Genomic DNA, 24,345 nt, shown 5'->3' with positions numbered 1-24,345 from the left:
CTCTCGCTCCCTCATTTCTGAACGGCCCCATCGAGGGCCGTTTTTCATGGGCCTTGGTCACAAGGGCGTCACACGGCTTCGCTCCAATGTAAACGTTTACATTGCAACGAGGTTCCATGAGCATCCAGGACGTGGCCCGCCAGGCGGGCGTGTCGGTCGCCACCGTGTCGCGGGTCTTCAACCTGCCCGACAAGGTGACGCCGGCCACGCGCGGGCATGTGGAGCAGGTCGCCCAGGCGTTGGGCTACCTGCCCAACGCCAGCGCGCGCACCTTGCGCACCCAGCGCAGCCGCGTCATCGGCGTGGTGCTGCCCACCCTGCTCAACCCGGTGTTTGCCGAATGCCTGCAGGGCCTGGCCCAGGCGGCCGTCGCGGCCGGCTACGCCATCCTGCCGTTTGCCACCGACTACCAGATCGCCCAGGAAGACCGTGCCGTGCACTTGCTCCTGGCCGGCAACGTGGACGGCATGGTCCTCGTGGTCTCCAACCCCGCCACATCGAGCGCGCTGCAGCGCCTGGCCGAAGCCGGGCTGCCCTACGTGCTGGCCTACAACCGGCACCCGGACCATCCCTGCGTCTCGGTGGATGGCGAGCAGGCCGTGGCCGAGCTGGTGGCCCATCTGGTCTCGCTCGGGCACCGGCGCATCACCATGGTCAGCGGCCAGCTTGCCGCATCGGACCGGGCGCAGCAGCGCAGCCGGGGCTTTCACAGCGGCATGGCCGCCGCCGGCCTGCCCGAGGGGCCGGTGCTCGAAGTGCCCTTTGTCGAGACCGCCGTGCAGGACGTCACGGCCCTGCTGCAGGCGCCGGGCCGCCCCACGGCCCTGGTGTGCTCCAACGACCTGCTGGCCATCCGCAGCATCCGCGCTGCCCACCTGGCCGGGCTGGCCGTGCCGCGCGACCTGAGCGTGGCGGGCTTCGACGGCATCGCCCTGGGCGAAGACCTCACGCCCATGCTGAGCACCGTGGCCCAGCCCAACGCCGACATCGGCCGCTGCAGCGTGCAGCTGCTGGTGCAGGCCATGGCCAGCGGCGCACCGCTGGCGCCCGATGCCGGGCTCACGCTGGCCCACCACTTTCGCACCGGCGAATCCTGCGCGCACGCCTGACCCCTTTCACCCACGTTCCCCGCCACCTCTGATCACAGGAGTTCTCGATGACATTCCCGCTCACCCCATTCATGCGCGCCGCGGCGCTCGCCCTCGGCCTGGCGGCCAGCGGCGCGGCCATGGCGCAAACGGCCATCTGCTACAACTGCCCGCCCGAATGGGCCGACTGGGGCAGCCAGATCAAGGCCATCAAGGCCAAGACCGGCATCACCGTGCCGCCGGACAACAAGAACTCGGGCCAGTCGCTGGCGCAGATGACGGCCGAGAAGGCCAGCCCCGTGGCCGACGTGACCTACCTGGGCGTGACCTTCGCCATCCAGGCGCACAAGGATGGCCTGGTCACCACCTACCAGCCGCCTGCGGCGTGGAAGGACATTCCCGACGGCCTCAAGGACCCGGCCGGCCACTGGTTCACCATCCACTCGGGCACGCTCGGTTTCATGGTCAACGTGGATGCACTCAAGGGCAAGCCCGTGCCGCAATCCTGGGCCGACCTGCTCAAGCCCGACTACAAGGGCCTCATCGGCTACCTGGACCCGGCCTCGGCCTTCGTGGGCTACGTGGGTGCGGTGGCGGCCAACCAGGCGCGCGGCGGCACGCTGGAGAATTTCGGCCCCGGCATCGACTACTTCAAGGCGCTGCAGAAGAACGAGCCCATCGTGCCCAAGCAGACCTCCTATGCGCGCGTGCTCTCGGGCGAGATCGCGATCCTGCTGGACTACGACTTCAACGCCTACCGCGCCAGGTACAAGGACCAGGCCAACGTGCAGTTCGTGATCCCTGCCGAGGGCACGCTGGTGGTGCCCTACGTGATGAGCCTGGTGGCCGGCGCGCCCCATGCCGCAGAGGGCAAGAAGGTGCTGGACTTCGTGCTCTCCGACGAAGGCCAGGCCCTGTGGGCCAATGCCTACCTGCGCCCGGTGCGCGCCAGCGCCATGCCCAAGGAGGTGCAGGCGCGCTTCCTGCCCGCCAGCGAATATGCCCGCGCCAAGACGGTGGACTATGGCCGCATGGCCGCGGTGCAGAAGGCGTTCTCGGACCGCTACCTCGCAGAAGTGAAGTGATCCTGATGCGCCACGGCTTCGCTCCCTCGCGCACGCTGCTGCTTGCCTGCGCCGCGCCGGCCGTGGCCTTCTTCGCGGCCTTCTGGCTGCTGCCCGTGGCCCTGCTGCTGGCGCTGCCGGCAGGCAAGGGCTGGGCCAGCTATTTCGCTGTGCTGACCAACGCCCGCTACCTGCAGAGCCTGCTGCAGACGCTGGGCCTGTCGCTCGCTGTCACGCTGGCCACGCTGGTGCTGGGCGCCCTGGTGGGCATCACGCTGGCGCGCCAGCGCTTTCGCGGGCGGCAGCTGCTGCTGTCGCTGCTCACACTGCCGCTGTCCTTCCCCGGGGTGATCGTGGGCTTCTTCATGATTTTGCTGGGCGGTCGCCAGGGGCTCGTGGCGGACCTGACGGACGCGCTGGGCCTGGGCCGCATCACCTTCGCCTACGGCCTGGCAGGCCTGTTCCTGGCCTACCTGTATTTCTCGCTGCCGCGCGCGATTGCCACCTACACCGCCGCAGCGGGTGCCATGGACGCCGCCCTGGAAGAGGCCGCCCGGTCGCTCGGTGCCTCGCGCTCGCGCGTGGCGCGCGATGTGTGGCTGCCCGAGCTGGCCACCACCACGCTGGCCTGCGGTGCCATCGTCTTCGCCACCGCCATGGGGGCGTTCGGCACAGCCTTCACGCTGGCCAGCAAGTTCGAGGTGCTGCCCATCACCATCTACAACGAGTTCACCAACTACGCCAACTTCGCGCTGGCGGCCAGCCTGTCGATCACGCTGGGGCTCATCACCTGGCTGGTGCTCTGGGCCGCACGCCGTGCGTCCGGCACCTCGGCCTTCTGAAAAATCGACCATGAGAAACGCACGACAAGCCCCCTGGTCCCTGGTGGCGCTCACGGCCTTGGTGGCCCTGTTCATGCTCGCCCCCATCGCCCTGTCGGTCATGGCCGGGCTGGTGAACAACTACAGCGCTGGCCTCAAAAGCGGTCTCACGCTGCGCTGGCTCTCCGAGGTGTGGGAGAACTATGGCGGCACCGTCGGTGCATCGTTGCTGCTGGCACTGCTGTGCGTGCTGGGCAACCTGCTCATCGGAGTGCCCTGCGCCTATGCGCTGGCGCGCAGCCGCTCGCGCTGGGCGCGGCTGTTCGAGGAACTGCTGACCCTGCCCGTGGCCGTGCCCGGGCTGGCCAGCGCGCTGGCGCTGATACTGGCCTACGGCACGCTGCAGGGATTTCGCCAGAGCTTCGCCTTCATCCTGGTCGGGCACATGGTGTTCACGCTGCCCTTCATGGTGCGCACGGTGGGTTCGGCCTTCCAGAAGGGCGAACTGCGCTCGCTCGAAGAGGCGGCGCGCTCGCTGGGGGCCAGCTTCGCGCAGCGCTTTCTCGGAGTGCTGGTGCCCGCCGTGCTGCCGGCCATCGTTGCCGGCAGCCTGATGGTGTTCACGCTCTCGGTGGGCGAGTTCAACCTGACCTGGATGCTGCACACCCCGCTCACGCGCACGCTGCCCGTGGGCCTGGCGGACAGCTATGCCTCCATGCGCATCGAGATCGGCTCGGCCTACACCCTGGTCTTCCTGATCGTCATCCTGCCCGTGCTGTGGGGCCTGCAGGCCGTCGGCACCTTCATCGAGAAACACCATGGAACTTGAACGCACGCGCGTGGACGTGGTCCAGTGCGCGAAGACCTATGCCGACGGCACACGCGGCCTGCAGCCTACCGACCTCACGGTGGAGCCCGGTGAAGTACTGGCGCTGCTGGGCCCCTCGGGCTGCGGCAAGACCACGCTGCTGCGCCTGATCGCGGGGCTGGAGTCGCCCGACGCGGGCAGCCGCATCGCCTTTGGCGGCACGGACGTGACGCAACTGCCCATCGAGCGGCGCGGCATCGGCATGGTGTTCCAGCACTACGCGCTGTTCCCGCAGATGACGGTGGCCGCCAACATCGGCTACGGCCTGCGCATCCGCGGCACCGATGCGGCCGAAGAGCGCCGCGTGGTGGGCGAGCTGGTGGACCTGGTGCGCCTGAATGGGCTGGAGAACAAGCGCCCCGCCGAGCTCTCGGGCGGCCAGCGCCAGCGCGTGGCCCTGGCGCGCGCCGTGGCCGTGCGGCCGCGCGTGTTGCTGCTCGACGAACCGCTGACCGCACTGGACGCCAAGCTCAAGGAGTCGCTGCGCGACGAGCTGGCCGAGCTGCTGCGCCGCCTGCATATCACGGCCATCCACGTCACGCACGACCAGCAGGAGGCCCTGGCCATTGCCGACCGCCTGGCGGTGATGCAGGCCGGCCGCATCGTGCAGGTGGGCGATGGCGAGACGCTGTACCGCACGCCGGCCCACCCCTTCGTGGCCGCCTTCCTGGGCCGGGTGAACCGGCTGCAGCGCGACGAGGCGGCCCGCCAGCGCCAGGTGCTGCCCCTGGGCGGCATCGAGCTGCCCTGCCCCGCCGCCTGCGCGGCCGACACCGTGTTGCTGGTGCGGCCCGAGGACATCGAGGTGCAGGTCGACCCTGAGGGCGGCGACGGCTGGGGCCGCGCCGAAGTCACGCGCCGCAGCTTCCTGGGCGAGCGTGTACAGCTCACCCTGGCGCTGACCGGCCAGCCCCCGCTGCAGGCCGAGGTGGCCCGCGACCACCCGGCCCGCCAGGGCCAGCAGGTGGCCATCCGCATCCGCCCCGAGCACCTCATGCCCAGCCACGGGGCTTCCTGACCCCTTCCACGCACTCCCATGACCACCTTGCTGCTGCAACTGTCCGACCTGCATATCCGCGAGCCCGGGCGCCTGGCCTATGGCCGCATCAACACCGCGCCCTACCTCGCGCAGGCGGTACAGGCCATCCTGCGCCTGCCGCAGCGGCCCGACGCGCTGGTGATCACCGGCGACCTGACGGACTTCGGCCGCGCGGCCGAGTACGCGCACCTGCGCGCGCTGCTGTCACCGCTGGGTGCCATGCCGACCTACCTGCTGCCCGGCAACCACGACGAACGCGCCCAGCTGCGCCAGAGCTTTGCGGAGCACGGCTACCTGGGCACCGAAGGCTTCGTGCAGTACTGCGTGCCGGTCGGCGGCCTGACCCTGATCGCGCTGGACACCGTGGTACCCGGCGCCAGCGAAGGCAGCCTGTGCCGCGAACGCCTGGCCTGGCTGGCCGACGCGCTCGATGCGCACCGCCACCGCCCCGTGGTGATCGCCATGCACCACCCGCCTTTTCAGACGCTGATCGGCCACATGGACACCATCGGCCTGCTGAGCGGCGCGGCAGAACTCGAAGCCCTGGTGGCGCAGCACCCTAACGTGGAACGCATCGTCTGCGGCCACCTGCACCGCAGCATCCAGGTGCGCTTTGGCGGCTCCATCGCCATGACCGTGCCCTCGCCGGCCCACCAGGTCTGCCTGGACCTGGCGCCCGACGCCGCCTCGGCCTGGACGCTGGAGCCCCCCGGCTTCGGCCTGCATGCGCTGCCCCAGGGGGGGCGCCTGGTGAGCCATACCGGGGCCAGCGGGCTGTACGAAGGGCCCTATCCCTTCCACGACGGCGGACAGCTGATTGACTGAGGTCGCCCGGCACCCGGGGGCACCGCGCCCTTTTTCCAGCCCGGCCGGAGCAACACACCTTGCCGTGTCATGGACATGATTCCTGTGCTATGGATTCAGGAGTATGCTAGAGCGTCCGTAATGTGACAGTTTTGTGACTAAAACGGGCGCTTCCCTGGTTTGCGGTCTGCCGCTTTTGCTGCAGTGCCGGCCTTTCGGCCTCGCAAACCTTTCCCGCGCCCGTTTCCGGGCCACACCAGCCTGCCCCCAAGGCAGCCGCAGCGGGCATGGCACGTGCTTCACAGTGCAGGTCAAAAATAAGAAAAGTTAGCGTTTACTCATGAAGCATCTCCTGAATCTCCTGGCCGCCGTTGCGCTGCTGATCTGGGGCACGCACCTGGTGCGCACCGGCATCCTGCGCGTGTTCGGCGCCAACCTGCGCCAGCTGATCGCCCACAGCGTCAGCACACGCATCACCGCCGTGCTGTCGGGCATTGGGGTCACGGCGCTGGTGCAGTCGAGCACGGCCACCGCGCTCATCGTGTCCTCGTTCGTGGGCCAGGGGCTGGTGACCCTGCCCGCCGCCCTGGCCGTGATGCTCGGGGCCGACGTGGGTACCAGCGTGATGGCGGTCGTCTTCGCGATGGACCTGTCGTGGCTGTCGCCGCTGTTCATCTTCGTCGGGGTAGTGCTGTTCATTACCCGCAAGGACACCGCCGCAGGCCGCGTGGGCCGGGTGCTGATCGGGCTCGGCCTGATGCTGCTGGCACTGCGCCTGATCACCGAATCCACCACCGTGCTGACGCAATCGCCCACGGTGCGCACCTTGCTGGGCGCGCTCACCAGCGACCTGCTGCTGGAGATCTTCACGGGCGCCGTGCTGGCCGTGGTGGCCTACTCCAGCCTGGCCACCGTGCTGCTGACCGCCACCCTGGCCGGCTCCGGCGGCATTCCGGTGGACGTGGCGCTGGGCCTCGTGATCGGAGCCAACCTGGGCAGTGGCCTGCTGGCCGTGCTGACCACCATGAAGGCGAATGTGCAGACGCGCCAGGTGCCCCTGGGCAACCTGTTCTTCAAGATCATCGGCGTGGCCATCATGACGCCGCTCACCGGCCTGTGGCTGCAGCACGTGCGGCCGTACGTCCCCGACACGGCCACGCTGGTGGTGCTGTTCCACCTGGCCTTCAACGTGGTGGTGGGCATCATCTGCATCGGCCTGACCGGCGCCGTCGCCCGAGCCGTGCAGCGGCTGTTGCCGCAGCCGGACGCACAGGCGTCCGCTGCCGGGGCACGCCCCAAGCACCTGGACCCTTCGGCGCTGGCCACCCCATCGCTGGCCATCTCGTGCGCGGCACGCGAGGCCCTGCACCAGGCCGACGTGGTCGAGTCCATGATGATCGGCCTGCACACCGTGATCCGCACCGACGACCTCAAGCTCGCGCAGGACCTGCGCAAGCTCGACGACGAGGTGGACGGCCTGTACTCGGCCATCAAGTACTACCTGACCAAGATCTCGCGTGAGGCCCTTGACGAACGCGAAGGCCGGCGCTGGGCCGACATCATCAGCTTCACCATCAACATGGAGCAGATCGGCGACATCATCGAGCGCGTGCTGATCGACATCGAGGACAAGAAGATCAAGAAGGGCCGCCACTTCTCCGAGGCCGGGATGGAAGAGATCAACGAGCTGCACGCCCGCCTGCTGGACAACCTGCGCCTGGCAATGAGCGTCTTCCTCAACGGCAACGTGCGCGATGCGCAGAAGCTGCTGGAGGAAAAAGCCCGCTTTCGCGACCTGGAGCGCGCCTATTCGGCCACCCACCTGGTGCGCCTGTCGGACAACACGGTGCAGAGCATCGAGACCAGCTCGCTGCACATCGACCTGATCAGCGAGCTCAAGCGCATCAACTCGCTGCTGTGCTCGGTGGCCTACCCGATCCTGGAATCGGCAGGGGCGCTGGCGCCGAGCCGGCTGCGCGCGGCGACCACCACAGACTGAGGCGCGCTGCGGCGATCGCCGTCAGGCGTTGGAATCCAGGTAGCCGCCGATCACCAGCCCCGCCTCCTGGGTAAAGCCGCCCTGGGCCACCCGCTGCTGTACTTGATCCAGGTCCAGCAACTCGAAGCGCTCCACCTCGCCATCCTGGTTGGCAGGCTCCATGCCCTCGGGCACCGTGGCCCGGAACCAGTCGATGCGCTCGACCATGTAGCCGATGCCGCCGCCCTCGCGGCTGGGGCGGCCAAAGAGCACATGGCCACCGTGGGCCACCTGTGCCAGGTCCGACACATGCAGCCCCGCCTCTTCCCAGGTCTCGCGTGCCAGGGCTTCGACCAGCGTATCGGCGGCCGAGACCATGCCCCCCATCAGCGTGTCCCACATGCCAGGGTTGTTGGGCTTGCTGCGCGAGCGCAGCTGCACCCACATGCGCCCGCCGGGCGCCAGGCCCACCAGGTGCACGGCCCGCGTGGCGATGCCCAGCACGCGCACGGCGCCCCGCTCCACGGTGGCGATCACCTCGCCCTGGGCGTTGGGCACGGCCAATTGCTCATTGCGCCAGGGGCCGCACTGGCCCCGGGCGCGCAGCACGGCGGCGATGGCATTGAGGCCGGCCGTGGCCTGGCCATCAAGGTGCCAGCCGCCTGCCGCCCTGTGCAGGCGATGGCCGCCCTCCAGCGCAGGGGCCACCGTATCCAGCACGCCTTCAGCCACCGAGCCCACCACCTGCCCTGCCACCTGCAGCGGCAACCGGGCCTGTGCCGGCGGCTGCTGGGCTGCAAGCCGCGCCGCCGCCAGCCAACCGGCAATGGTCTGCGCGGGCGTGCTCACAGCGTGAGGATGGTGCAGCCGGTGGTCTTGCGGCCTTCGAGGTCGCGGTGCGCCTGCTGCACCTCGGCCAGCGGGTAGCGCTGGTCGATGTGGATCTTCACCTGGCCGCTGGCCACCACGGCGAACAGGTCGTCGGCCATGGCCTGCGTGCTCTCGCGCGTGGCGATGTGGGTGAACAGGGTCTGGCGCGTGACGTACAGCGAGCCCTTGGCACCCAGCGAGCCCGGTGCGAAAGGCGGCACGGGGCCCGAGGCATTGCCGAAGCTGGCCATCAGGCCGAAGGGACGCAGGCATTCGAGCGACTTGTCCCAGGTGTCCTTGCCCACCGAGTCGTACACCACCTTCACGCCCTGCCCGCCGGTGATCTCCTTGACGCGGGCCGCAAAGTCCTCGGTGTTGTAGTTGATGGCGTGGGCCGCGCCATTGGCCAGCGCCAGCTGGCACTTGGCATCGGTGCCGGCGGTGCCGATGAGCTGCAGGCCCAGGGCCTTGGCCCACTGGCTGGCGATCAGGCCCACACCGCCAGCGGCGGCGTGGAAGAGCACATGGTCGCCGGCCTGCAGGCCCTGCACCGGCAGCGTCTTCTTGAGCAGGTACTGCGCCGTGAGGCCCTTGAGCATCATGGCTGCGCCGGTCTCGAAGCTGATGGCATCGGGCAGCTTGCAGACGCACTTGGCGGGCATCACGCGCAGTTCGCAGTAGCTGCCGGGCGGCTGGCTGGCATAGGCGGCGCGGTCGCCCACCTTGAGGTGCGTAACCCCCTCGCCCACGGCCTCGACCACGCCGGCCGCCTCCATGCCGATGGTGGCGGGCATGTTCAGGGGGTACAGGCCCGTGCGGTGGTACACGTCGATGAAGTTCAGGCCGATGGCATGGTGACGGATGCGGATCTCGCCCGGGCCGGGCTCGCCCACGGTGACATCGACGAGGTGGAGTTCTTCGGGACCGCCATGCTGGCGGATCTGGACGGCGAGGCTCATGGGATCGGTCTCCTGTAACGGGTGGGACAAACGGCGGCCATCCTGCCATGAATCTGCAAGTCTTGCCCGCCGCAGGCAGATACAGTCACGGCATGACGCAAAGACTCACGCCCGGCACTGCGGCGCTGCTGGTGGTACCGCCACTGCTCTGGGCCGGCAATGCCGTGGTCGGCCGGCTGGTGCACGACCTGATCCCGCCCCTCACCCTGAACTTCATCCGCTGGGTGCTGGCCTTTTTCATTTTGCTGCCGCTGGCGCACGCCGTGCTGCGCCGGGACAGCCCGCTGTGGGCACACTGGCGCCGCTATGCATTGCTGGGCCTGCTCGGCGTGGGCTTGTACAACGCGCTGCAGTACATGGCACTGCAGACTTCCACGCCCATCAACGCCACCTTGGTAGGGTCGAGCATGCCGGTCTGGATGCTGGCGGTGGGCGCGCTGTTCTTCGGCGCGTCAGTCACGCGCCGCCAAGTGGCAGGGGCCTTTCTGTCCATGTGCGGGGTGCTGCTGGTGCTCAGCCGTGGCGAGTGGGGCCAGTTGCTGGCCCTGCGCCTGGTGCTGGGAGACCTGTTCATGGTGCTGGCCACCATCTCCTGGGCGTTCTACAGCTGGATGCTCTCGGGCACGCGCGAGCCGGTCTCCATCCGCGGCGACTGGGCGGCGTTCCTGATGGCGCAGATGGTCTTCGGCCTGGCCTGGTCGGGCTCGTTCGCGGGAGCCGAATGGGCCAGCGGGCGCACGCACATCGAATGGGGCTGGCCTTTGATTGCCGCGCTGGCCTTCATCGCCGTGGGGCCTGCCGTGCTGGCCTACCGCTTCTGGGGCGTGGGGGTGCAGCGCGCCGGGCCGGCCCTGGCGAGCTTTTTCGTGAACCTCACGCCACTGTTCGCGGCCCTGCTGTCGGCGGCCTTCCTGGGCGACACGCCGCAGCTGTTCCACGGCGTGGCCTTCGCGCTCATCGTGGGCGGCATCGTGGTGTCCTCAAGACGCTGAGCCGCGCGCGCCACGAGGGGTCTGAGCGCACCTGCCCTCAGGCCATTGCCGTGCTTGCAGCGCCCAGCAGACTCTCCAGGTCGGCCACCGGCACGGGGCGGCCCATCAGGTAGCCCTGGAAGAACTGGCAGCCGTGCAGGGCCAGGAAATCCTTTTGCGCCTGGGTCTCGACGCCCTCGGCAATCACGTCGAGCTCCAGGTTGCGCGCCATGCCGATGATGGTCTGCACGATCACGTCGTCGGTGTGCTTGACGCCCAGGTTGCGCACGAAGGACTGGTCGATCTTGAGCTGGTCCAGCGGCAGGCGTGTGAGGTAGGCCAGCGACGAATAGCCGGTGCCGAAATCGTCCACCGAGAAGCGCACGCCCTTGGTCTTGAGCAGGCCCATCTTGGCGATGGTGTCGTCCACGTTGTCGAGCACCAGGGACTCGGTGAGTTCGAGCTTGAGCAGGTGCGGGCGGGCCCCGGTCTCGCGCAGCACCTCGACCACCCGGGCCACGAAATCGCGCTGGCGGAACTGCCGCGCACTGACGTTGACCGACAGCTGCACATGCCGGTAGCGCGCGTCGCCCTGCCAGGTGGCCAGTTGCTCGCAGGCCGTGCGCAGCACCCAGTGGCCCATGGGCACGATGAGCTCGCTCTCCTCGGCCACGCCGATGAAGTGGCCCGGCCCGATCAGGCCCCGCTCCGGGTGGCGCCAGCGGATCAGCGCCTCGGCCCCGACGATGCGGCCATCCAGGTGGAACTGGGGCTGGTAGTGCAGCACGAACTGGCGGCCGGTCAGCGCCGCCTGCAGGTCGCTCTCGAGCTGCGCACGCTGGCTGATCGCGATCTGCATCTGCGGGTCGAAGAAGCACAGCGCATTGCGGCCCTGGGACTTGACCTGGTACATGGCGATGTCGGCCTGCTTGAGCAGGTCCACCGAAGGCTGCATGGCGCCCCCCATCAGCGTGGCGCCGATGCTGGGGGTGCTGTGGTAGGTGTGCGTGCCCAGCGTGTAGGGCTGGTTGAGCTTGCGCAGGATCTTCTGGCCCACCCGGCGGGCATAGGCGGCGGCCTCGCTGCTGTGCTCCGACAGGTCGCTGAGCATCACCACGAATTCGTCCCCGCCCAGGCGGGCCACCGTGTCTTCGCGCCGCACGCAGGCCTTCAGGCGCTGCGCCACCTGGCGCAGCAGCATGTCCCCCACCTCATGGCCCAGGGTGTCGTTGAGCGTCTTGAAGTGGTCCAGGTCCAGGAACAGCAGGGCGCCGTGCTGGCCGCTGCGCACGCTGGCGGCCGTGGCCTGCTGCATGCGGTCCATCAGCAGGCGCCGGTTGGGCAGGTTGGTCAGGGGGTCGAAGAAGGCCAGGCTCTCGATCTCGGCACTGGCCTGGCGCAATTCGGTCACGTCGTGGTAGGTGATGACCAGCCCCGACTCCGGCGTCACCCGCTCGGTGATCTGAATCACGCGGCCATCGGGCAGCGATTGCTCGTGCGGCCCCTGCGGCTGCAATTGCAGCGCCAGGCGGTGCTCTATCCACAGCGCACGCTCCGAGTCGGAGGCGTGCGGCAGGTGGTGCCGGGCCTTTTCTTCCAATACCTTGCGGAACGGCACCTGCGGCGCCAGCATGGGCTGGAGCCAGGGAAAGATCTCCTCGAAGCGCCGGTTCCATTGCACAACGCGCTGCGCGCCATCGAGCAGCACAAAGCCGCTGACCATCGATTCGAGGGCCTGGTCCAGCGTGGCCTTGCTCTGGGCAATGGCCAGGCGTGCCTGCGTCATGCGGTCGATGTAGCGCAGGGCGAACCCGCCTGCCGCCAGGATCATGGCCAGAAACGCGAGCGCCGTGAAGGCCACGGCATTGCGCTCGGTGCGCCAGGAGGCCAGGGCATCGCTCTGCGGGATGCTGGCCGAGATGCGCAGGTCCTGGTACAGGATGGGCCGGTACACCACCAGCGCGACCTCGCCGCTCAGGCGCGCCGGGGCGCGCCATTGCGGGCCGCTGTCGTCCAGGGTATCGAGCGGCGGTAACAGGGTGTGGGTGACGACGTCCTCGCGGCCGGGCACGCTCAGCAGCATCTGCCCCCCCGCACGCTCCATCGTGACCTGCAGGCCGCTGATGTCCACGCCCTGCACCAGCACCGAACTGAGCGAGGCCACGGGCAACTCGGCCAACGCCACCACGCGCGAGCTGTCGGCCATCTTCAGGTGGCGCGCAAAATACAGCACCCGCTCGGCGCTGGCAAAGCTCACCACCGGCTGGCTGACCATCAGGGTCGAGACCGACTGGCGCAGCACCTCGTCCAGAAAGCCGGACGGCAGGTCCAGCGCGAGCCGGCTGCCGGCCGCGTCGGAGGATGCGATCACCTTGCCCTGGGCATCCACCAGCGCCACGTAGCGCACCATGAGGTTCTGGCGGGCCGAGCTGCGCAGGCGCTGGCTGGCGCTGTCGGAGTCGATCCAGTCCACCATGGCGGCCGACAGCCCCAGCAGTTCGTCCATGCTGGCCAGCAGCACGTCCACGGAGAGCAGCGAACGGTTGAGCGCCGCCTCGGCCCCGGCCACGAAGCGCGTGGCCTGCGTGGCGCTGTCGGCCAGCGCCACCTGGCGCGCATTCCAGACCAGCGCGGCCGCCACCAGTGCCACCGACGCGAGGAAGAACGCCACCGCCCCCGAGACGTAGATCTTGATGCGCGCGGGCGAGGATGGGTTCATTTGCCAGGCGCCGCGGCCAGGCCGCGCACGGGCCCGATGGTTCGGTTCCAGATATCTGCGCAGCGCGGGCCGCAGCGCTGCACCCAGCGCGGCAGCACCGTGGAGGCCAGGATCTCGCGGCGGCTCTTCTCGTCCTGCTCCGACACAGGCACGATGACCATGCCGCCCTTGCGCCCGCCGCTGCAGCTGGCCGCTCCGCGGTTGCAGGCCATGCCGTCCGCGGTCTCGCGCTCGGCCTCCTCCCAGATCGCAGCCTCCAGCCGGGGCAGCTCGCGGCGCAGCAGTGCCCGCAGATCCGGCGGCAAGGCCTCCCAGGCCGCCTGGTTGGCGGCAAACACCGCCAGGCCCCAGGTCACCGGCAATGCGTGCAGGTGCGAGGTCATGGTGTGCAGGCCCAGGGTGTTGCCCGACATGGTGCCGGTGATCGCACACTCGGTGTTGCCGGCCGACAGGCTGGTCACGATCTGCGCAAAGCCCGTGAGCACGGGGATGCCGCCCAGCGCCCCGACGAAATCGGCCTGGCTGGACGAGGAGACACGGATGCGCCGGCCCGACAGGTCGGCCAGGTTGCGCAGGGGCTTCTTGCAGAAGACCACCTGGGCCGGGTAGACATAGATGGCCAGGGCCTCGACCCCGTGCTGGTCACGCAGGGCCTTTTCCAGATAGGGACGAAACGCGGCCACGGTGGTCTTAAGCGTGGCAATGTCGGGGTTGAGCCCCGCGAGGTCGGGCGCCGTGTACTCCGGGTACTGGGCCGAAAAGGAACTCATCAGCGTGGTGCCGAAGGGCACCACCCCGAGCTGCAGCAGACGCAACATCTCCCCGCCGGGCACGCCAGCACGGTCGAAAGGCACGATCTCGGCCTCGAACTTGCCACCGCTCAGGCGCGCCAGGTCCTTGCTCCAGAAAGGCTCTTCCTGCCGCGTGTATTGGTTGATGCTGGCCAGGCCACCCACGATGCGCAGCTTGTAGGGCGCAAGGGTCTTGGCAGCCGGTGCAGCCCCGCCCGCCTGGGCCCAGACCGCGCCGCTGCCGCACGCCCACACGCTGGCTCCCAGCAGGGCCAGTGCGGCGAATCGGCTTGTCAGGACACGGGACAGGTTCATGGCGTTGGTATCTCCGGCCTTATTTTTCGTCCTAGTTTCCCAAAGTATGGAAAAAATGTGCGCAAAACACAACGCACAACGGTAGGGTTACCAGTCCATTGTGCCTTTGCGAACCCCATTCAATACCGGGAAAACACGCTGGAATGCGCACCCTGTAACACACCGGGATGCCTCTTCCCACGCCCCTTGATGGAAATCAAAAGGTTACAGGACCCAGCCCAGGGCGCTCACGGCCCCGGCATGGACCCTTCCCACGCAGGCCGCATCCGTGCCGGACAGCAGCCGATCAGAACGTGCCCTGGTAGGCGCCCCCATCCGCCAGCACATTCTGGCCCGTCATGTAGCCGGCCTGCACGCTGCACAGGAAGGCACAGATGGCTCCGAATTCTTCGGCCGTGCCATAGCGCCCGGCCGGGATCTGGGCCTGCTGCAGTTTGCGAAATTCTTCCACGCTGGTGCCGGACTTGGCAGCGGCAGTGCCGATGGTGGTGGCCAGCCGGTCGGTATCGAACTTGCCCGGCAAGAGGTTGTTGATGGTCACGCCACCCCCAGCCAGCTTGCTGCGTGCCACACCGGCGACAAAGCCCGTGAGCCCGCTGCGCGCGCCATTGGACAGGCCCAGGATGTCGATGGGCGCCTTCACGGCGCTGGAGGTGATGTTGACGATGCGGCCAAAGCCGCGCTCTGCCATGCCATCCACCGTGGCCTTGATGAGTTCGATGGGGGTGAGCATGTTGGCGTCCACGGCCTTGATCCAGGCGTCGCGGTCCCAGTTGCGGAAATCGCCCGGGGGCGGCCCGCCGGCGTTGGTGACCACGATGTCAAAGCCCTGCCCCGGGCCACCGGCGGCCGAGAACACGGCGGCCCGGCCCTCGGGCGTGGTGATGTCGGCGGCCACCGCCAGCACCTGCACCTTGCCCGCCGCGCCCTGGGCCTCCAGGCGGGACACCGCCTGGGCCAGCACATCGGCATTGCGGGCATTGATGACGACATGAACCCCCTCGTTCACCAATGCCTGGGCACAGCCGAAGCCCAGGCCCTTGCTCGCACCACACACCAAGGCCCACTTGCCTGCAATACCCAGATCCATGTCCAACTCCGTGATTCATATGGAGGTGCACACCGCACCCCCGTTCGCCAAATCATAAGTGGACTTGGACGGCCCTGCCCACAACGGGACACTGACCCGGCCTCAGGCGGGCTTGCGGGCCGGGCGGGTGAAGACGAAGATGCCCGCGACCACCAGCGCCGTGCCGCACGCCACCCACACCGTGAAGGGCTCCCCCAGGATCCAGATGCCCATGAGAATGGTGGACAGGGGCCCCACCATGCCGATCTGCGCGGCCGTGCCGGCGCCGATGCGCTCGATGGCCATCATCACCATGAGCACCGGCACCGCCGTGCACAGCGTGGCATTGAGCACCGACAGCCAGATCACCTCGGGCGCCACGATGGCCGCCGAGAGCGGGCGCAGCAGCACGAACTGCAGCAGGCAGCACAGGCAGGCCACGGTGGTCGCCAGGCCCACGAGCCTGAGCGAGCCGATGCGCTGGACCATCTCGCCGCTGTACACCAGATAGACGGCGTAGCTCACCGCGCTCAGGAACACCAGCAGCGCGCCCAACGCGGCGTCGCTGCCCTGCAGATTGGCCTCGTGACCGAAGACCAGCACCACGCCGCAGTAGCTCACCAGCATGCCCAGGGCCTGGCCCCAGCGGATGCCCCGGCGGTACAGCACCCAGCCGAGCATCATCACCAGGGTGGGGTTGAGGTACAGGATCAGGCGCTCCAGGCTGGCACTGATGTAGGCCAGCCCGGCAAAGTCAAGAAAGCTGGCCAGGTAGTAGCCCGTGATGCCCAGGCCTGTGATGCCCAGCCGGTCCTTGCGCGACAGCGGCGGCTTGCCCCGGCTGGCCCACCAGCCCATGGCGGCAAAGATGGGCAGCGCGAACAGCATGCGGTACATGATGAGCGTGACCGCATCCACCCCGTGGCGGTAGGCCAGCTTGACGATGATGGCCTTGCCGCTGAAGGCGATCGAGCCGAACAGCGCCAGCAGCAGGCCTGATGCGATGGGTTTGCTGGCGGCTTTGGCGTGCGCAGCGGGCTGCGGTGGCTGGGGCGGTGAGGGGTTCGACAAGAAAAGGCTCTCTCAGATCAAGCGCACAGCAGGCGCCGCTGGCCCCTCCTGCATCGTGTGCATACCTATGAGTTTGGCACGGTATCCCGCACTGCGCCATCGGGCCTGCGCGCGGGCGGCCCCGCCATCGGCGATGGCTGCCCAGAGCCCTGCTCAGTGCCGGTTGCGGAACAGGCGGTGGTGCAGCCGCCGCAGCGACCACCACACCCCGAGCGCCACCAGCGGGATCGCCACGGCCGCCGTGGTCTCGGCCGACAGGGGCCAGCCCAGCTTCTGCGCGCCCTTGGCCAGGAAGCTCACCAGGCCCACGATGTAGTAAGTGATGGCCGCCACCGACAAGCCCTCCACGGTGGACTGCATCTTGAGCTGCAGGTCCTGGCGGTGGTTCATGGTGGCCAGCAGCGCCTGGCTGCTTTGCTGCTGCTCGATCTCCACGCGCGTGCGCAGCAGGTTGCTCATGCGCGAGACGCGCTGCGACAGCGCATCCTGGCGCCGGGCCGCCCATTCGCAGGTGCTGCGGGCAGGGGTCAGGCGCCGGTCCATGAACTCGCGGATGGTCTGCATGCCCGCCAGGCGCGACTCGGCAATGTCCTGTATGCGCTTGTCCAGCAGCTCGAAGTAGGCGCTGCTGGCGGAAAACCGCGAATGCGTGGCCGCGTACTGGCTTTCCACCTGTCCGGCCAGCCGCGTCAGGCGGTCCAGCAGCGCCGGCTCGGCATCGCGGTTGGCGGTGCGGATGGCATCGGCCAGCTCGGCCAGTTCGCGCTCGGCAAAGGCCAGCACGCTGGCGGCCTCGCGCGCAGCGGGCAGGCCCAGCAGCGCGGCCATGCGGTAGGTCTCGATCTCCAGCAGGCGCTGCACCAGCCGGCCCAGGCGGCGCGGCGTCATGCCGCCGGCCAGCAGCACCATGCGCGAGAAGCCGTCCGCATGGATCGCAAAGTCGGTGTACACCTCGCCATGGCCATCGGCCACGGTGGAAGCCACCAGCGTGTCCTCGTGCAGCACATGCTTGACCAGCGAGCCCGAGCCGAAGGTGTGCGTGGGCTGCACCCACAGGTTCAGGCTGCACAGGCACTGGCCGGGCAAGGCCGCCAGCCACTCCTGGGGGACGGCATCGGTGGCGCCCACCGGGTCACGGTCGCCAAAGGCATCCACCGGCGCGGGCACCATGAAGGTCCAGGAGATGAACTCCGTGTGCAGCTCCCAGCGCATGCGAAAGGCCCCCAGGTCCATGCGCAGGTGGGTGGTCTGGGCATCGGGCAGCGCCATGTGGTGGTCGCGCAGGAGCGCGGCCACATGGGCCCGGCTGGCCTCGCGCCCGGCGGCGTCCGCCAGCATCACGATGTGGGCAATCGCCAGCGGCGCCGCCATGGCCTCTGGCGGGCGGGCATGGATCTCGTTGTGCAGCAGGGCCCGGTGCGGGTGCTGCAGGAAACCGGTGGTGGATGTGGGCATGCGAAGTTCTGGGAACGTTGCGCCATTGTGTACCGGGCTCCTGCAGGCCCTGCCCGGCAGGCGCGCCAAAAAACAACGGCGCCCTAAGGCGCCGTTGCATCAGCTGTCACAGCAGGCCGGGGGGATCACTCCTCGACGAAAGCCTCTTCGCGCTTGTTCTTCACCGCAGGCAGCAGCACGATGACCAGCAGCAGGGCGGCAGCCGCCAGCAGGCCGGCCGACAGCGGACGCGTGACGAACACGCTCCAGTCGCCACGCGACAGCAGCAGCGCACGGCGCAGGTTTTCTTCCATCATCGGGCCCAGGATGAAGCCCAGCAGCAAAGGTGCAGGCTCCGTACCCAGCTTGTAGAAGATGTAGCCGACCAGGCCGAAGATGCCGACCATCCAGATGTCGAAGGTGTTGTTGTTGGTGGAGTACACACCCACCGCGCAGAACAGCACGATGGAGGGGTACAGCCAGCGGTAAGGCACCGTGAGCAGCTTGATCCAGATGCCGATGAGCGGCAGGTTCAGGATAATCAGCATGGCGTTGCCGATCCACATCGAGGCGATCAGGCCCCAGAACAGCTCGGGGTTGCTCGTCATCACCTGGGGACCAGGCTGGATGTTGTGGATGGTCATGGCACCGACCATCAGCGCCATCACGGCGTTGGGAGGGATACCCAGCGTCAGCAGCGGGATGAACGAGGTCTGTGCACCCGCGTTGTTGGCGGCTTCGGGCGCGGCCACACCACGGATGTTGCCCTGGCCGAAAGGCACTTCGCCGGGCTTGAGCTTGGTCTTCTTTTCGATGGTGTAGGCAGCGAAGGCAGCCAGCAGGGCGCCACCGCCAGGCAGGATACCCAGAGCAGAGCCCAGGGCCGTACCGCGAAGCACGGCAGGAATCATGCGCTTGAAGTCGTCCTTGGTGGGGAACAGGCCCTCGACCTTGGCCGTGAACACTTCACGCTCGTCGTCGGGACGCGAAAGGTTGGCAATGATTTCACCGTAGCCGAACACGCCCATGGCGATGGTCACGAAGCCGATGCCGTCGGTCAGTTCAGGGATGTCGAAGCTGAAGCGGGCCACACCCGAGTTCACGTCGGTACCCACCAGGCCCATCAGCAGGCCCAGCACGATCATGGCCACAGCCTTGAGCAGCGAGCCCGAGGCCAGTACCACGGCACCGATCAGGCCCAGCACCATCAGCGAGAAGTATTCGGCAGGGCCGAACTTGAAAGCCACTTCGGTCAACGGAGGAGCGAAGGCCGCCAGGATCAGCGTACCCACGCAACCGGCAAAGAATGAACCCAGGCCAGCCGCTGCCAGCGCCGGACCTGCCCGGCCCTTGCGTGCCATCTGGTAGCCGTCGATCACGGTCACCACCGAAGACGATTCACCTGGCAGGTTGACCAGAATGGCCGTGGTGGAACCACCGTATTGCGCACCGTAGTAAATACCGGCCAGCATGATCAGCGCGGCCACGGGAGGCAATGCGTACGTGGCAGGCAGCAGCATGGCGATGGTGGCCACGGGGCCGATGCCCGGCAGCACACCGATCAGCGTGCCCAGGAGACAGCCGACAAAACAGTAGATGAGGTTCTGAAACGTGAAGGCGACGCCGAAGCCGAGCGCCAGGTTGTCAAACAAGTCCATGGTGTGGATGCTCCTGCCTTAACCGGAAATGAAACTGGGCCACACCGGGAACTGAAGCTTCAGCGCCCAGACGAATGCCACGTAGCTGCCAATGGCCAGCACGGTGGCAAGAATGAAGACGTCGCGCGCCTTGAACTCGTTGCCCGCCAGGCTGGAGATGAAGGTCAGCGCATAGATGCCGACGATCAAGCCCATGGCGGGGACCCCGAGGCTGGGCAAGCCGCCCAGCAGGATGCCGAACGTGAAGTTGGCAGCCAGGATGAAGAACAGCGGCTTCCAGGCCCACTTGCCGATCTTGTCGCCGCCCACCGTTTCAACCGCAGTGGCCTTGAAGGTGATCACGCTGCCGATGATGGCGAGCAGTATGCCCAGCATGAGCGGGAAGTAACCGGGTCCCATGCGGGCACCGTTGCCGACGTTGTACGTGGTGGCTCCCCACGCAAACGCGACCCCGACGCCCATGAACACCAGGCCGGAAAAAAAGTCTTTCTGACTTTTGATTTGCACGATATGTCTCCTATGCGGATTTCACAACCGTGCGATTGTGCTGGCAACAGGAGGCCTGTCGGATGTGGATTCCACCTACACCCGGTAACACTCGGGACTGCGCGTTTTCCCTCTGTACGGAGCCCTCAAATCAGTCCATGGGCGGCGTCGCGGACATCACTTCCTCGATCGTCGTGAGCCCCTCTGCCACCCGCAGCGCACCGGCCAGGCGCAGGGGCCGCATGCCGTCGGTGATGGCCTGGCGGCGCAGGGCTTCCATCGAGGGCGCGGTGGTGATCTTGTCCTTGAGCGCCTCGCTCACCGTGAGCAGTTCATACAGCCCCATGCGGCCCTGAAAACCGGTCATGCGGCAGTCCACGCATCCCACGGCCTTGTAGGGCTGGTAGGCACCGCTGAGCTTCCAGGGCTTGATGAAGGCGCTGAGCGCCTCGCGGTCGGCCGACTCGTCCTTTTGCTTGCACTGCTTGCAGAAGGTGCGCACCAGGCGCTGCGCGAGCACGCCGAGCAGCGTGGCGTTGATGAGGTACGAGGGCACCCCCAGTTCCATCATGCGGGTGATGGCCGACGGCGCGTCGTTGGTGTGCAGCGTGGAGAACACCAGGTGGCCCGTGAGCGCCGCCTGGATGGCCATCTCGGCCGTCTCCAGGTCGCGGATTTCGCCGACCATGATGATGTCCGGGTCCTGCCGCATCAGCGCGCGCAGGCCTTCGGCGAAATTGAAATCGAGTTGCGGCTGCACCTGGGTCTGGTTGAAGCTCGGCTCGATCATTTCGATCGGGTCCTCCACCGTGCTCACATTGACCTCTTCCGTGGCCACGCGCTTGAGCGTGGAGTACAGCGTGGTGGTCTTGCCCGAGCCCGTGGGCCCGGTCACCAGGATGATGCCGTGCGGGCGCTTGACCAGCGCCTCCCAGCGCGCCGCGTCGTGCTGCGCAAAGCCCAGTGCATCGAGGTCCTTGACGGTGTTGTCCGGGTCGAAGATCCGCATCACCATCTTTTCGCCGAAGGCGGTGGGCAGCGTGGACAGGCGCATTTCCACCTCGTCGCCGCGCTGGTTGCGGGTCTTGATGCGGCCGTCCTGGGGGCGGCGCTTTTCCACCACGTCGATGCGGCCCAGCAGCTTGATGCGCGAGATCATCGCGTTGTGCACACCCATGGGCATCTGGTAGACCGGGTGCAGCACGCCGTCGATGCGAAAGCGGATCACCCCCTGCTCGCGCCGCGGCTCCAGGTGGATGTCGCTGGCACGCTGGTCGAAGGCGTACTGCCAGAGCCAGTCCACCACCTTGACCACGCCCTGGTCGTTGGCGTCGAGCTGCTTGTTGCTGCGCCCCAGCTCCACCAGTTGCTCGAAGCTGCTGCCGCCCGATGCGCCACCCGCCTTCTGCGCGGCGCGCACGGATTTGGCCAGCGCGAAGAACTCGGCCGTGAAGCGGTGGATGTCCTGCGGGTTGGCCACCACGCGGCGCACCGTGCGGCGCGCCTGGCGCTCGACCTCGGCCACCCAGTCATCGACGAAGGGCTCGGCCGTGGCCACCACCACCTCCTTGGGGGTCACCTGCACGGGCAGCACCTTGTGGCGCTCGGCGTAGGTAGCGCTCATGGTGTCGGCGACCCGGCCCACGTCCACCCGAAGCGGGTCGATGCGCATGTAGGGCAGGCCAGCGCGCTGCGCCAGGTACTCGGTGAGCAGTTCGATGTCCAGCGGCTTGCCATCGGAGGCGCGCGTCATGGCCACGGCGGCCAGCCGGACCAGGGCCGGCTGCGAGCTTTCGGCCTGCGAGCAGCGGGCAATGGTGCGCTGCGCCTCCTCCTGGGAGATCACGCCATCGGCGCTCAGCCATTCGACCATGCGGCGCCAGTCAACGGGCCCGATATGGTTGACCGGCTTGATGGCCGCCTTGGCGGCGGGGACGGGGGGGATGACGGCGGTGCTCATGTCTGCAGACCTCTCAGAGGGGATGGACGGGGCAGGACGAAGGACTCGGGTGCAGCATGTTCAGGCAACCGGCTTGAAAACGCGCATCCACTTGGTGGTGGGCAGGCCCCAGCGCTCCTGGATGGCCTCGGCACGGGCGGCCAGCTCAGTGCGCTTGGGGCGCGTGGGGTTGCGATGGGCCAGCACCACGGTGTTGCCTTCGCGCGTGGGCTTGAAGGCCCACAGCGCATCGTCGCCAAAGGCGCTGGCCATGCTCTTCAAGCTCTTCTCGTAGCTCGAGGAGCGGCCGAACAGGTTCACGGTCATGCTGCCGTCCTCGGTCAGCAGGGCACGGCAGTCGGCGTAGAAATCGGGGCTGTCGAGCACGGGGGCTGCTGCATCGTGGTCGTACAGGTCCACCGCCAGCGCATCGACCGTGCCCAGCCACATGGGGTTTTGGATCTCCTTGGCCGCATCGGCCAGCACCACGCGCAGCTTGGGGCCGTCGGGCGGCAGCTTGAACCACTGGCGGCACACGGCCACCACCTGCGGGTTGAGCTCGATGGCCGTGGCGCACAGGCGCAGCTTCTTGTGGCAGAACTTGGTGATGGCCCCGGCACCGAGGCCCAGCTGCATGGCGTGGCGCTTGCTCACCAAAGCGGGCTCGACGAAGAGCAGCCAGGCCATCATGCGCTGCACATATTCGAGCTCCAGCACGAAGGGTTCGGCCACGCGCATGGAGCCCTGGATCCAGGGCGTTCCCAGGTGCAGGTGGCGCACCTCGCCATCGTCGGAGACGCTGACTTCGGGCAGTTCGATGGGGCTGGTTTTCTTGCGGGTCATTCAGGTCAATTGGTGGCGGGCCATGAGTTCGGCCCACACGCTCAGTTTGCGCTCGAAGCTCCACGAGGCATTGGCCGGGCTGGTGGACGGCAGTTTGTACACCGGCACGCCCAGGGCTGCGGTGCGTGCGGCGTGCTTGAAGCTCTCCCCCCCATTGTGGGCGATGGCGGCCAGGCGCGGTGCCACGGCGCGCAGCGAGGCGAAGTCGTTCACCACGGCATGGCGGATGTCGGCGTCCAGGCTGCCCTCGCGCTCGCAGCTGGCATACACGTCCCACAGGCCCAGGCCGCGCGCCAGCAGCCACTCGCAGCGCAGGGCATAGCTGGCGGGTCCGGCAGGACCGGGCAGAGGGTGCCGTGGCCAGATGGCCTGCAGGATGCGCCAGAAGTGGTTCTGCGGGTGGCCGTAGTACTGCTGCGCGCGCAGCGAGGCCGCACCAGGGAAGCTGCCCAGCACCAGGACGACGGTGCGGGCGGACACCACGGCGGGCAGTCCGACCAGCCGGGGGGCGGGAGCGTCGGGATCTTCGGGTGGCAACGGGTTGATGGGGGCAGGCATGCGGCGTGGAGAGCCGGATGCACGGGCATCCGATCACTATCAAATATATAGCTAAAACCCCAGATCGATCGTCACGAATCGGTAAAAGACCGTGACACACCCTGCCGGGACTGGAGCAGCGAGGCCACGCGCGGCAGGGCCGCCAGCGCGTTGGCGGTGCAGGCCTCGGCCAGCGCCTGCACGGTCATGCCGCGCAGTTCGGCCACCACCTCGCCGATGCGCGGCAACTCGCCCGGGGTGTTGCGCCCCTGGGGCCGGCCCGCGTCGCGCTCGGCGGCGGTGGTGTAGAGCCAGTGCGGGGGGATGTCGGGGGAATCGGTCTCCATCACCAGGCATGCGAGCGGCAGTTGGGTGGCCAGGCGGCGCAGCTGCAGGGCTCGGTCGTAGGTGACGGCCCCGCCAAAGCCGAGCTTGAAACCCAGGTCCACGAAGGCCTGGGCCTGCTGCTCGCTGCCATTGAAGGCATGGGCAATGCCCGACAGGCCCTTGACCTCGCGCAAGGCCTTGAGCAGCCGGTCGGCCGAGCGGCGCACGTGCAGGATCACAGGCAGGTCGAAGCGCCGCGCCAGCTGGAGCTGCGCGCGGTAGAAGTGCTCCTGGCGGGCCGGATCCAGCCCAGGCACGAAATAGTCGAGCCCGATCTCGCCCACGGCGACGAGGCGCGGGTCCTCCCGGTGCTGCGCCAGCGCTTGCCCAAGCAGTTCAAGGTCGCCATCTGCGGCATGTCCGGTGTACAGGGGATGGATGCCCAAGGCGTAGCTGTCCCCATACTGGTGCGCAAGGGTGCGCACGGCCTCCCAATTGGCACGCGCCACCGCAGGCAGCACGCAATGCCCTACGCCGGCCTGGCGGGCGTGGTCGCGCACGGCATTCACATCGGGCGCCAGCTCGGGGGCATCGAGGTGGCAATGGGTGTCTATCCAGAAGCTCATGCAGCATGATGCACGATGGATGAAGCCCCAGGGTGTGCACAGGCCCGCGATCCGTGCTACTGTGAAAC

The 24,345-nt window shown here is 68.0% G+C and carries 21 protein-coding genes; 8 read left to right on the top strand and 13 right to left on the bottom strand.

What is annotated here, in order from left to right:
• Positions 1 to 116: 116 nt before the first annotated feature.
• The 7 genes from QYL93_RS02240 (at position 117) to QYL93_RS02210 (ending at position 7,683) form a co-directional block, all read left to right on the top strand.
• The gene (locus tag QYL93_RS02240) at positions 117 to 1,109 is read left to right on the top strand and encodes a LacI family DNA-binding transcriptional regulator (protein WP_305742119.1); all 993 of its coding nucleotides are present in this window, start codon (positions 117 to 119) and stop codon (positions 1,107 to 1,109) included.
• A gap of 47 nt (positions 1,110 to 1,156) precedes the next feature.
• Positions 1,157 to 2,173: an ABC transporter substrate-binding protein gene (locus QYL93_RS02235; RefSeq protein ID WP_305742118.1), complete on the top strand. Its 1,017-nt coding sequence runs from the start codon at positions 1,157 to 1,159 to the stop codon at positions 2,171 to 2,173.
• A gap of 5 nt (positions 2,174 to 2,178) precedes the next feature.
• Positions 2,179 to 2,994 carry an ABC transporter permease gene (locus QYL93_RS02230; protein ID WP_305742117.1) on the top strand — a complete coding sequence of 272 codons (816 nt, stop codon included), beginning with the start codon at positions 2,179 to 2,181 and terminating at the stop codon, positions 2,992 to 2,994.
• A gap of 10 nt (positions 2,995 to 3,004) precedes the next feature.
• Positions 3,005 to 3,802: an ABC transporter permease gene (locus tag QYL93_RS02225; protein WP_305742116.1), complete on the top strand. Its 798-nt coding sequence runs from the start codon at positions 3,005 to 3,007 to the stop codon at positions 3,800 to 3,802.
• Positions 3,792 to 4,859 (top strand): ABC transporter ATP-binding protein, encoded by a 1,068-nt coding sequence (locus tag QYL93_RS02220; RefSeq protein ID WP_305742115.1) that lies wholly within the window; start codon positions 3,792 to 3,794, stop codon positions 4,857 to 4,859. The genes QYL93_RS02225 and QYL93_RS02220 overlap by 11 nt, the downstream gene beginning before the upstream one ends.
• A gap of 18 nt (positions 4,860 to 4,877) precedes the next feature.
• A complete protein-coding gene (locus QYL93_RS02215) occupies positions 4,878 to 5,705 on the top strand; it encodes a phosphodiesterase (RefSeq protein ID WP_305742114.1) in 828 nt (275 codons plus the stop codon).
• Positions 5,706 to 6,024: 319 nt separating this feature from the next.
• Positions 6,025 to 7,683: a Na/Pi cotransporter family protein gene (locus tag QYL93_RS02210; protein WP_305742113.1), complete on the top strand. Its 1,659-nt coding sequence runs from the start codon at positions 6,025 to 6,027 to the stop codon at positions 7,681 to 7,683.
• A gap of 21 nt (positions 7,684 to 7,704) precedes the next feature.
• On the opposite strand, the gene QYL93_RS02205 is transcribed toward QYL93_RS02210, so the two are convergent.
• Both QYL93_RS02205 and QYL93_RS02200 read right to left on the bottom strand, forming a co-directional pair.
• Entirely contained in the window at positions 7,705 to 8,511 is an 807-nt protein-coding gene (locus tag QYL93_RS02205; RefSeq protein WP_305742112.1) for an NUDIX domain-containing protein, read from the bottom strand.
• Entirely contained in the window at positions 8,508 to 9,491 is a 984-nt protein-coding gene (locus tag QYL93_RS02200; RefSeq protein WP_305742111.1) for a quinone oxidoreductase, read from the bottom strand. Before QYL93_RS02200 ends, QYL93_RS02205 begins: the two co-directional genes overlap by 4 nt.
• 92 nt (positions 9,492 to 9,583) lie before the next feature.
• Here QYL93_RS02200 and QYL93_RS02195 point away from each other — a divergent pair, with 92 nt between their 5' ends.
• Positions 9,584 to 10,483, top strand: coding sequence for a DMT family transporter (locus tag QYL93_RS02195; protein ID WP_305742110.1), 900 nt, complete (start codon positions 9,584 to 9,586; stop codon positions 10,481 to 10,483).
• Between the two features lie 37 nt (positions 10,484 to 10,520).
• Here QYL93_RS02195 and QYL93_RS02190 read toward each other — a convergent pair whose 3' ends face one another.
• From QYL93_RS02190 to QYL93_RS02140, 11 genes are all read right to left on the bottom strand, one after another.
• Positions 10,521 to 13,181 (bottom strand): EAL domain-containing protein, encoded by a 2,661-nt coding sequence (locus tag QYL93_RS02190; protein ID WP_305742109.1) that lies wholly within the window; start codon positions 13,179 to 13,181, stop codon positions 10,521 to 10,523.
• Positions 13,178 to 14,287, bottom strand: a complete 1,110-nt coding sequence (locus QYL93_RS02185; RefSeq protein ID WP_305742108.1) for a TRAP transporter substrate-binding protein — start codon at positions 14,285 to 14,287, stop codon at positions 13,178 to 13,180. Before QYL93_RS02185 ends, QYL93_RS02190 begins: the two co-directional genes overlap by 4 nt.
• A gap of 286 nt (positions 14,288 to 14,573) precedes the next feature.
• Positions 14,574 to 15,377 (bottom strand): SDR family oxidoreductase, encoded by an 804-nt coding sequence (locus QYL93_RS02180; protein WP_305742107.1) that lies wholly within the window; start codon positions 15,375 to 15,377, stop codon positions 14,574 to 14,576.
• A 102-nt stretch (positions 15,378 to 15,479) separates the two neighbouring features.
• Entirely contained in the window at positions 15,480 to 16,427 is a 948-nt protein-coding gene (locus QYL93_RS02175; RefSeq protein WP_370876926.1) for a DMT family transporter, read from the bottom strand.
• 153 nt (positions 16,428 to 16,580) lie between these two features.
• The gene (locus tag QYL93_RS02170) at positions 16,581 to 17,882 is read right to left on the bottom strand and encodes a DUF3422 family protein (protein ID WP_305742106.1); all 1,302 of its coding nucleotides are present in this window, start codon (positions 17,880 to 17,882) and stop codon (positions 16,581 to 16,583) included.
• 125 nt (positions 17,883 to 18,007) lie between these two features.
• The gene (locus QYL93_RS02165) at positions 18,008 to 19,519 is read right to left on the bottom strand and encodes a tripartite tricarboxylate transporter permease (protein ID WP_305742105.1); all 1,512 of its coding nucleotides are present in this window, start codon (positions 19,517 to 19,519) and stop codon (positions 18,008 to 18,010) included.
• An 18-nt stretch (positions 19,520 to 19,537) separates the two neighbouring features.
• Complete coding sequence (locus tag QYL93_RS02160; protein ID WP_305742104.1) at positions 19,538 to 20,026, bottom strand: tripartite tricarboxylate transporter TctB family protein; 489 nt, start codon at positions 20,024 to 20,026, stop codon at positions 19,538 to 19,540.
• 130 nt (positions 20,027 to 20,156) lie between these two features.
• Positions 20,157 to 21,965 carry a GspE/PulE family protein gene (locus QYL93_RS02155; RefSeq protein WP_057268346.1) on the bottom strand — a complete coding sequence of 603 codons (1,809 nt, stop codon included), beginning with the start codon at positions 21,963 to 21,965 and terminating at the stop codon, positions 20,157 to 20,159.
• Positions 21,966 to 22,025: 60 nt separating this feature from the next.
• A complete protein-coding gene (locus tag QYL93_RS02150) occupies positions 22,026 to 22,787 on the bottom strand; it encodes a spermidine synthase (protein WP_305742103.1) in 762 nt (253 codons plus the stop codon).
• Positions 22,788 to 23,345: a DNA-deoxyinosine glycosylase gene (locus QYL93_RS02145; protein WP_305742102.1), complete on the bottom strand. Its 558-nt coding sequence runs from the start codon at positions 23,343 to 23,345 to the stop codon at positions 22,788 to 22,790.
• 71 nt (positions 23,346 to 23,416) lie between these two features.
• Positions 23,417 to 24,277: a TatD family hydrolase gene (locus QYL93_RS02140; protein WP_305742101.1), complete on the bottom strand. Its 861-nt coding sequence runs from the start codon at positions 24,275 to 24,277 to the stop codon at positions 23,417 to 23,419.
• Between the last annotated feature and the right edge of the window lie 68 nt (positions 24,278 to 24,345).

The organism is Acidovorax sp. A1169, from assembly GCF_030704685.1.
Classification (GTDB): domain Bacteria; phylum Pseudomonadota; class Gammaproteobacteria; order Burkholderiales; family Burkholderiaceae_C; genus Acidovorax.
This window is presented reverse-complemented; position numbering and strand designations above follow the sequence as displayed.

What these genes read in the sequence shown, in the direction of transcription:
- QYL93_RS02170 (WP_305742106.1), bottom strand. Translation starts at nt 17,882, where the DNA reads ATGCCCACATCCACCACCGGTTTCCTGCAGCACCCGCACCGGGCCCTG.
- QYL93_RS02155 (WP_057268346.1), bottom strand. Translation starts at nt 21,965, where the DNA reads ATGAGCACCGCCGTCATCCCCCCCGTCCCCGCCGCCAAGGCGGCCATC.
- QYL93_RS02235 (WP_305742118.1), top strand. Translation starts at nt 1,157, where the DNA reads ATGACATTCCCGCTCACCCCATTCATGCGCGCCGCGGCGCTCGCCCTC.
- QYL93_RS02215 (WP_305742114.1), top strand. Translation starts at nt 4,878, where the DNA reads ATGACCACCTTGCTGCTGCAACTGTCCGACCTGCATATCCGCGAGCCC.
- QYL93_RS02230 (WP_305742117.1), top strand. Translation starts at nt 2,179, where the DNA reads ATGCGCCACGGCTTCGCTCCCTCGCGCACGCTGCTGCTTGCCTGCGCC.
- QYL93_RS02195 (WP_305742110.1), top strand. Translation starts at nt 9,584, where the DNA reads ATGACGCAAAGACTCACGCCCGGCACTGCGGCGCTGCTGGTGGTACCG.
- QYL93_RS02145 (WP_305742102.1), bottom strand. Translation starts at nt 23,345, where the DNA reads ATGCCTGCCCCCATCAACCCGTTGCCACCCGAAGATCCCGACGCTCCC.
- QYL93_RS02225 (WP_305742116.1), top strand. Translation starts at nt 3,005, where the DNA reads ATGAGAAACGCACGACAAGCCCCCTGGTCCCTGGTGGCGCTCACGGCC.
- QYL93_RS02185 (WP_305742108.1), bottom strand. Translation starts at nt 14,287, where the DNA reads ATGAACCTGTCCCGTGTCCTGACAAGCCGATTCGCCGCACTGGCCCTG.
- QYL93_RS02200 (WP_305742111.1), bottom strand. Translation starts at nt 9,491, where the DNA reads ATGAGCCTCGCCGTCCAGATCCGCCAGCATGGCGGTCCCGAAGAACTC.
- QYL93_RS02140 (WP_305742101.1), bottom strand. Translation starts at nt 24,277, where the DNA reads ATGAGCTTCTGGATAGACACCCATTGCCACCTCGATGCCCCCGAGCTG.
- QYL93_RS02180 (WP_305742107.1), bottom strand. Translation starts at nt 15,377, where the DNA reads ATGGATCTGGGTATTGCAGGCAAGTGGGCCTTGGTGTGTGGTGCGAGC.
- QYL93_RS02190 (WP_305742109.1), bottom strand. Translation starts at nt 13,181, where the DNA reads ATGAACCCATCCTCGCCCGCGCGCATCAAGATCTACGTCTCGGGGGCG.
- QYL93_RS02240 (WP_305742119.1), top strand. Translation starts at nt 117, where the DNA reads ATGAGCATCCAGGACGTGGCCCGCCAGGCGGGCGTGTCGGTCGCCACC.
- QYL93_RS02150 (WP_305742103.1), bottom strand. Translation starts at nt 22,787, where the DNA reads ATGACCCGCAAGAAAACCAGCCCCATCGAACTGCCCGAAGTCAGCGTC.
- QYL93_RS02210 (WP_305742113.1), top strand. Translation starts at nt 6,025, where the DNA reads ATGAAGCATCTCCTGAATCTCCTGGCCGCCGTTGCGCTGCTGATCTGG.
- QYL93_RS02220 (WP_305742115.1), top strand. Translation starts at nt 3,792, where the DNA reads ATGGAACTTGAACGCACGCGCGTGGACGTGGTCCAGTGCGCGAAGACC.
- QYL93_RS02165 (WP_305742105.1), bottom strand. Translation starts at nt 19,519, where the DNA reads ATGGACTTGTTTGACAACCTGGCGCTCGGCTTCGGCGTCGCCTTCACG.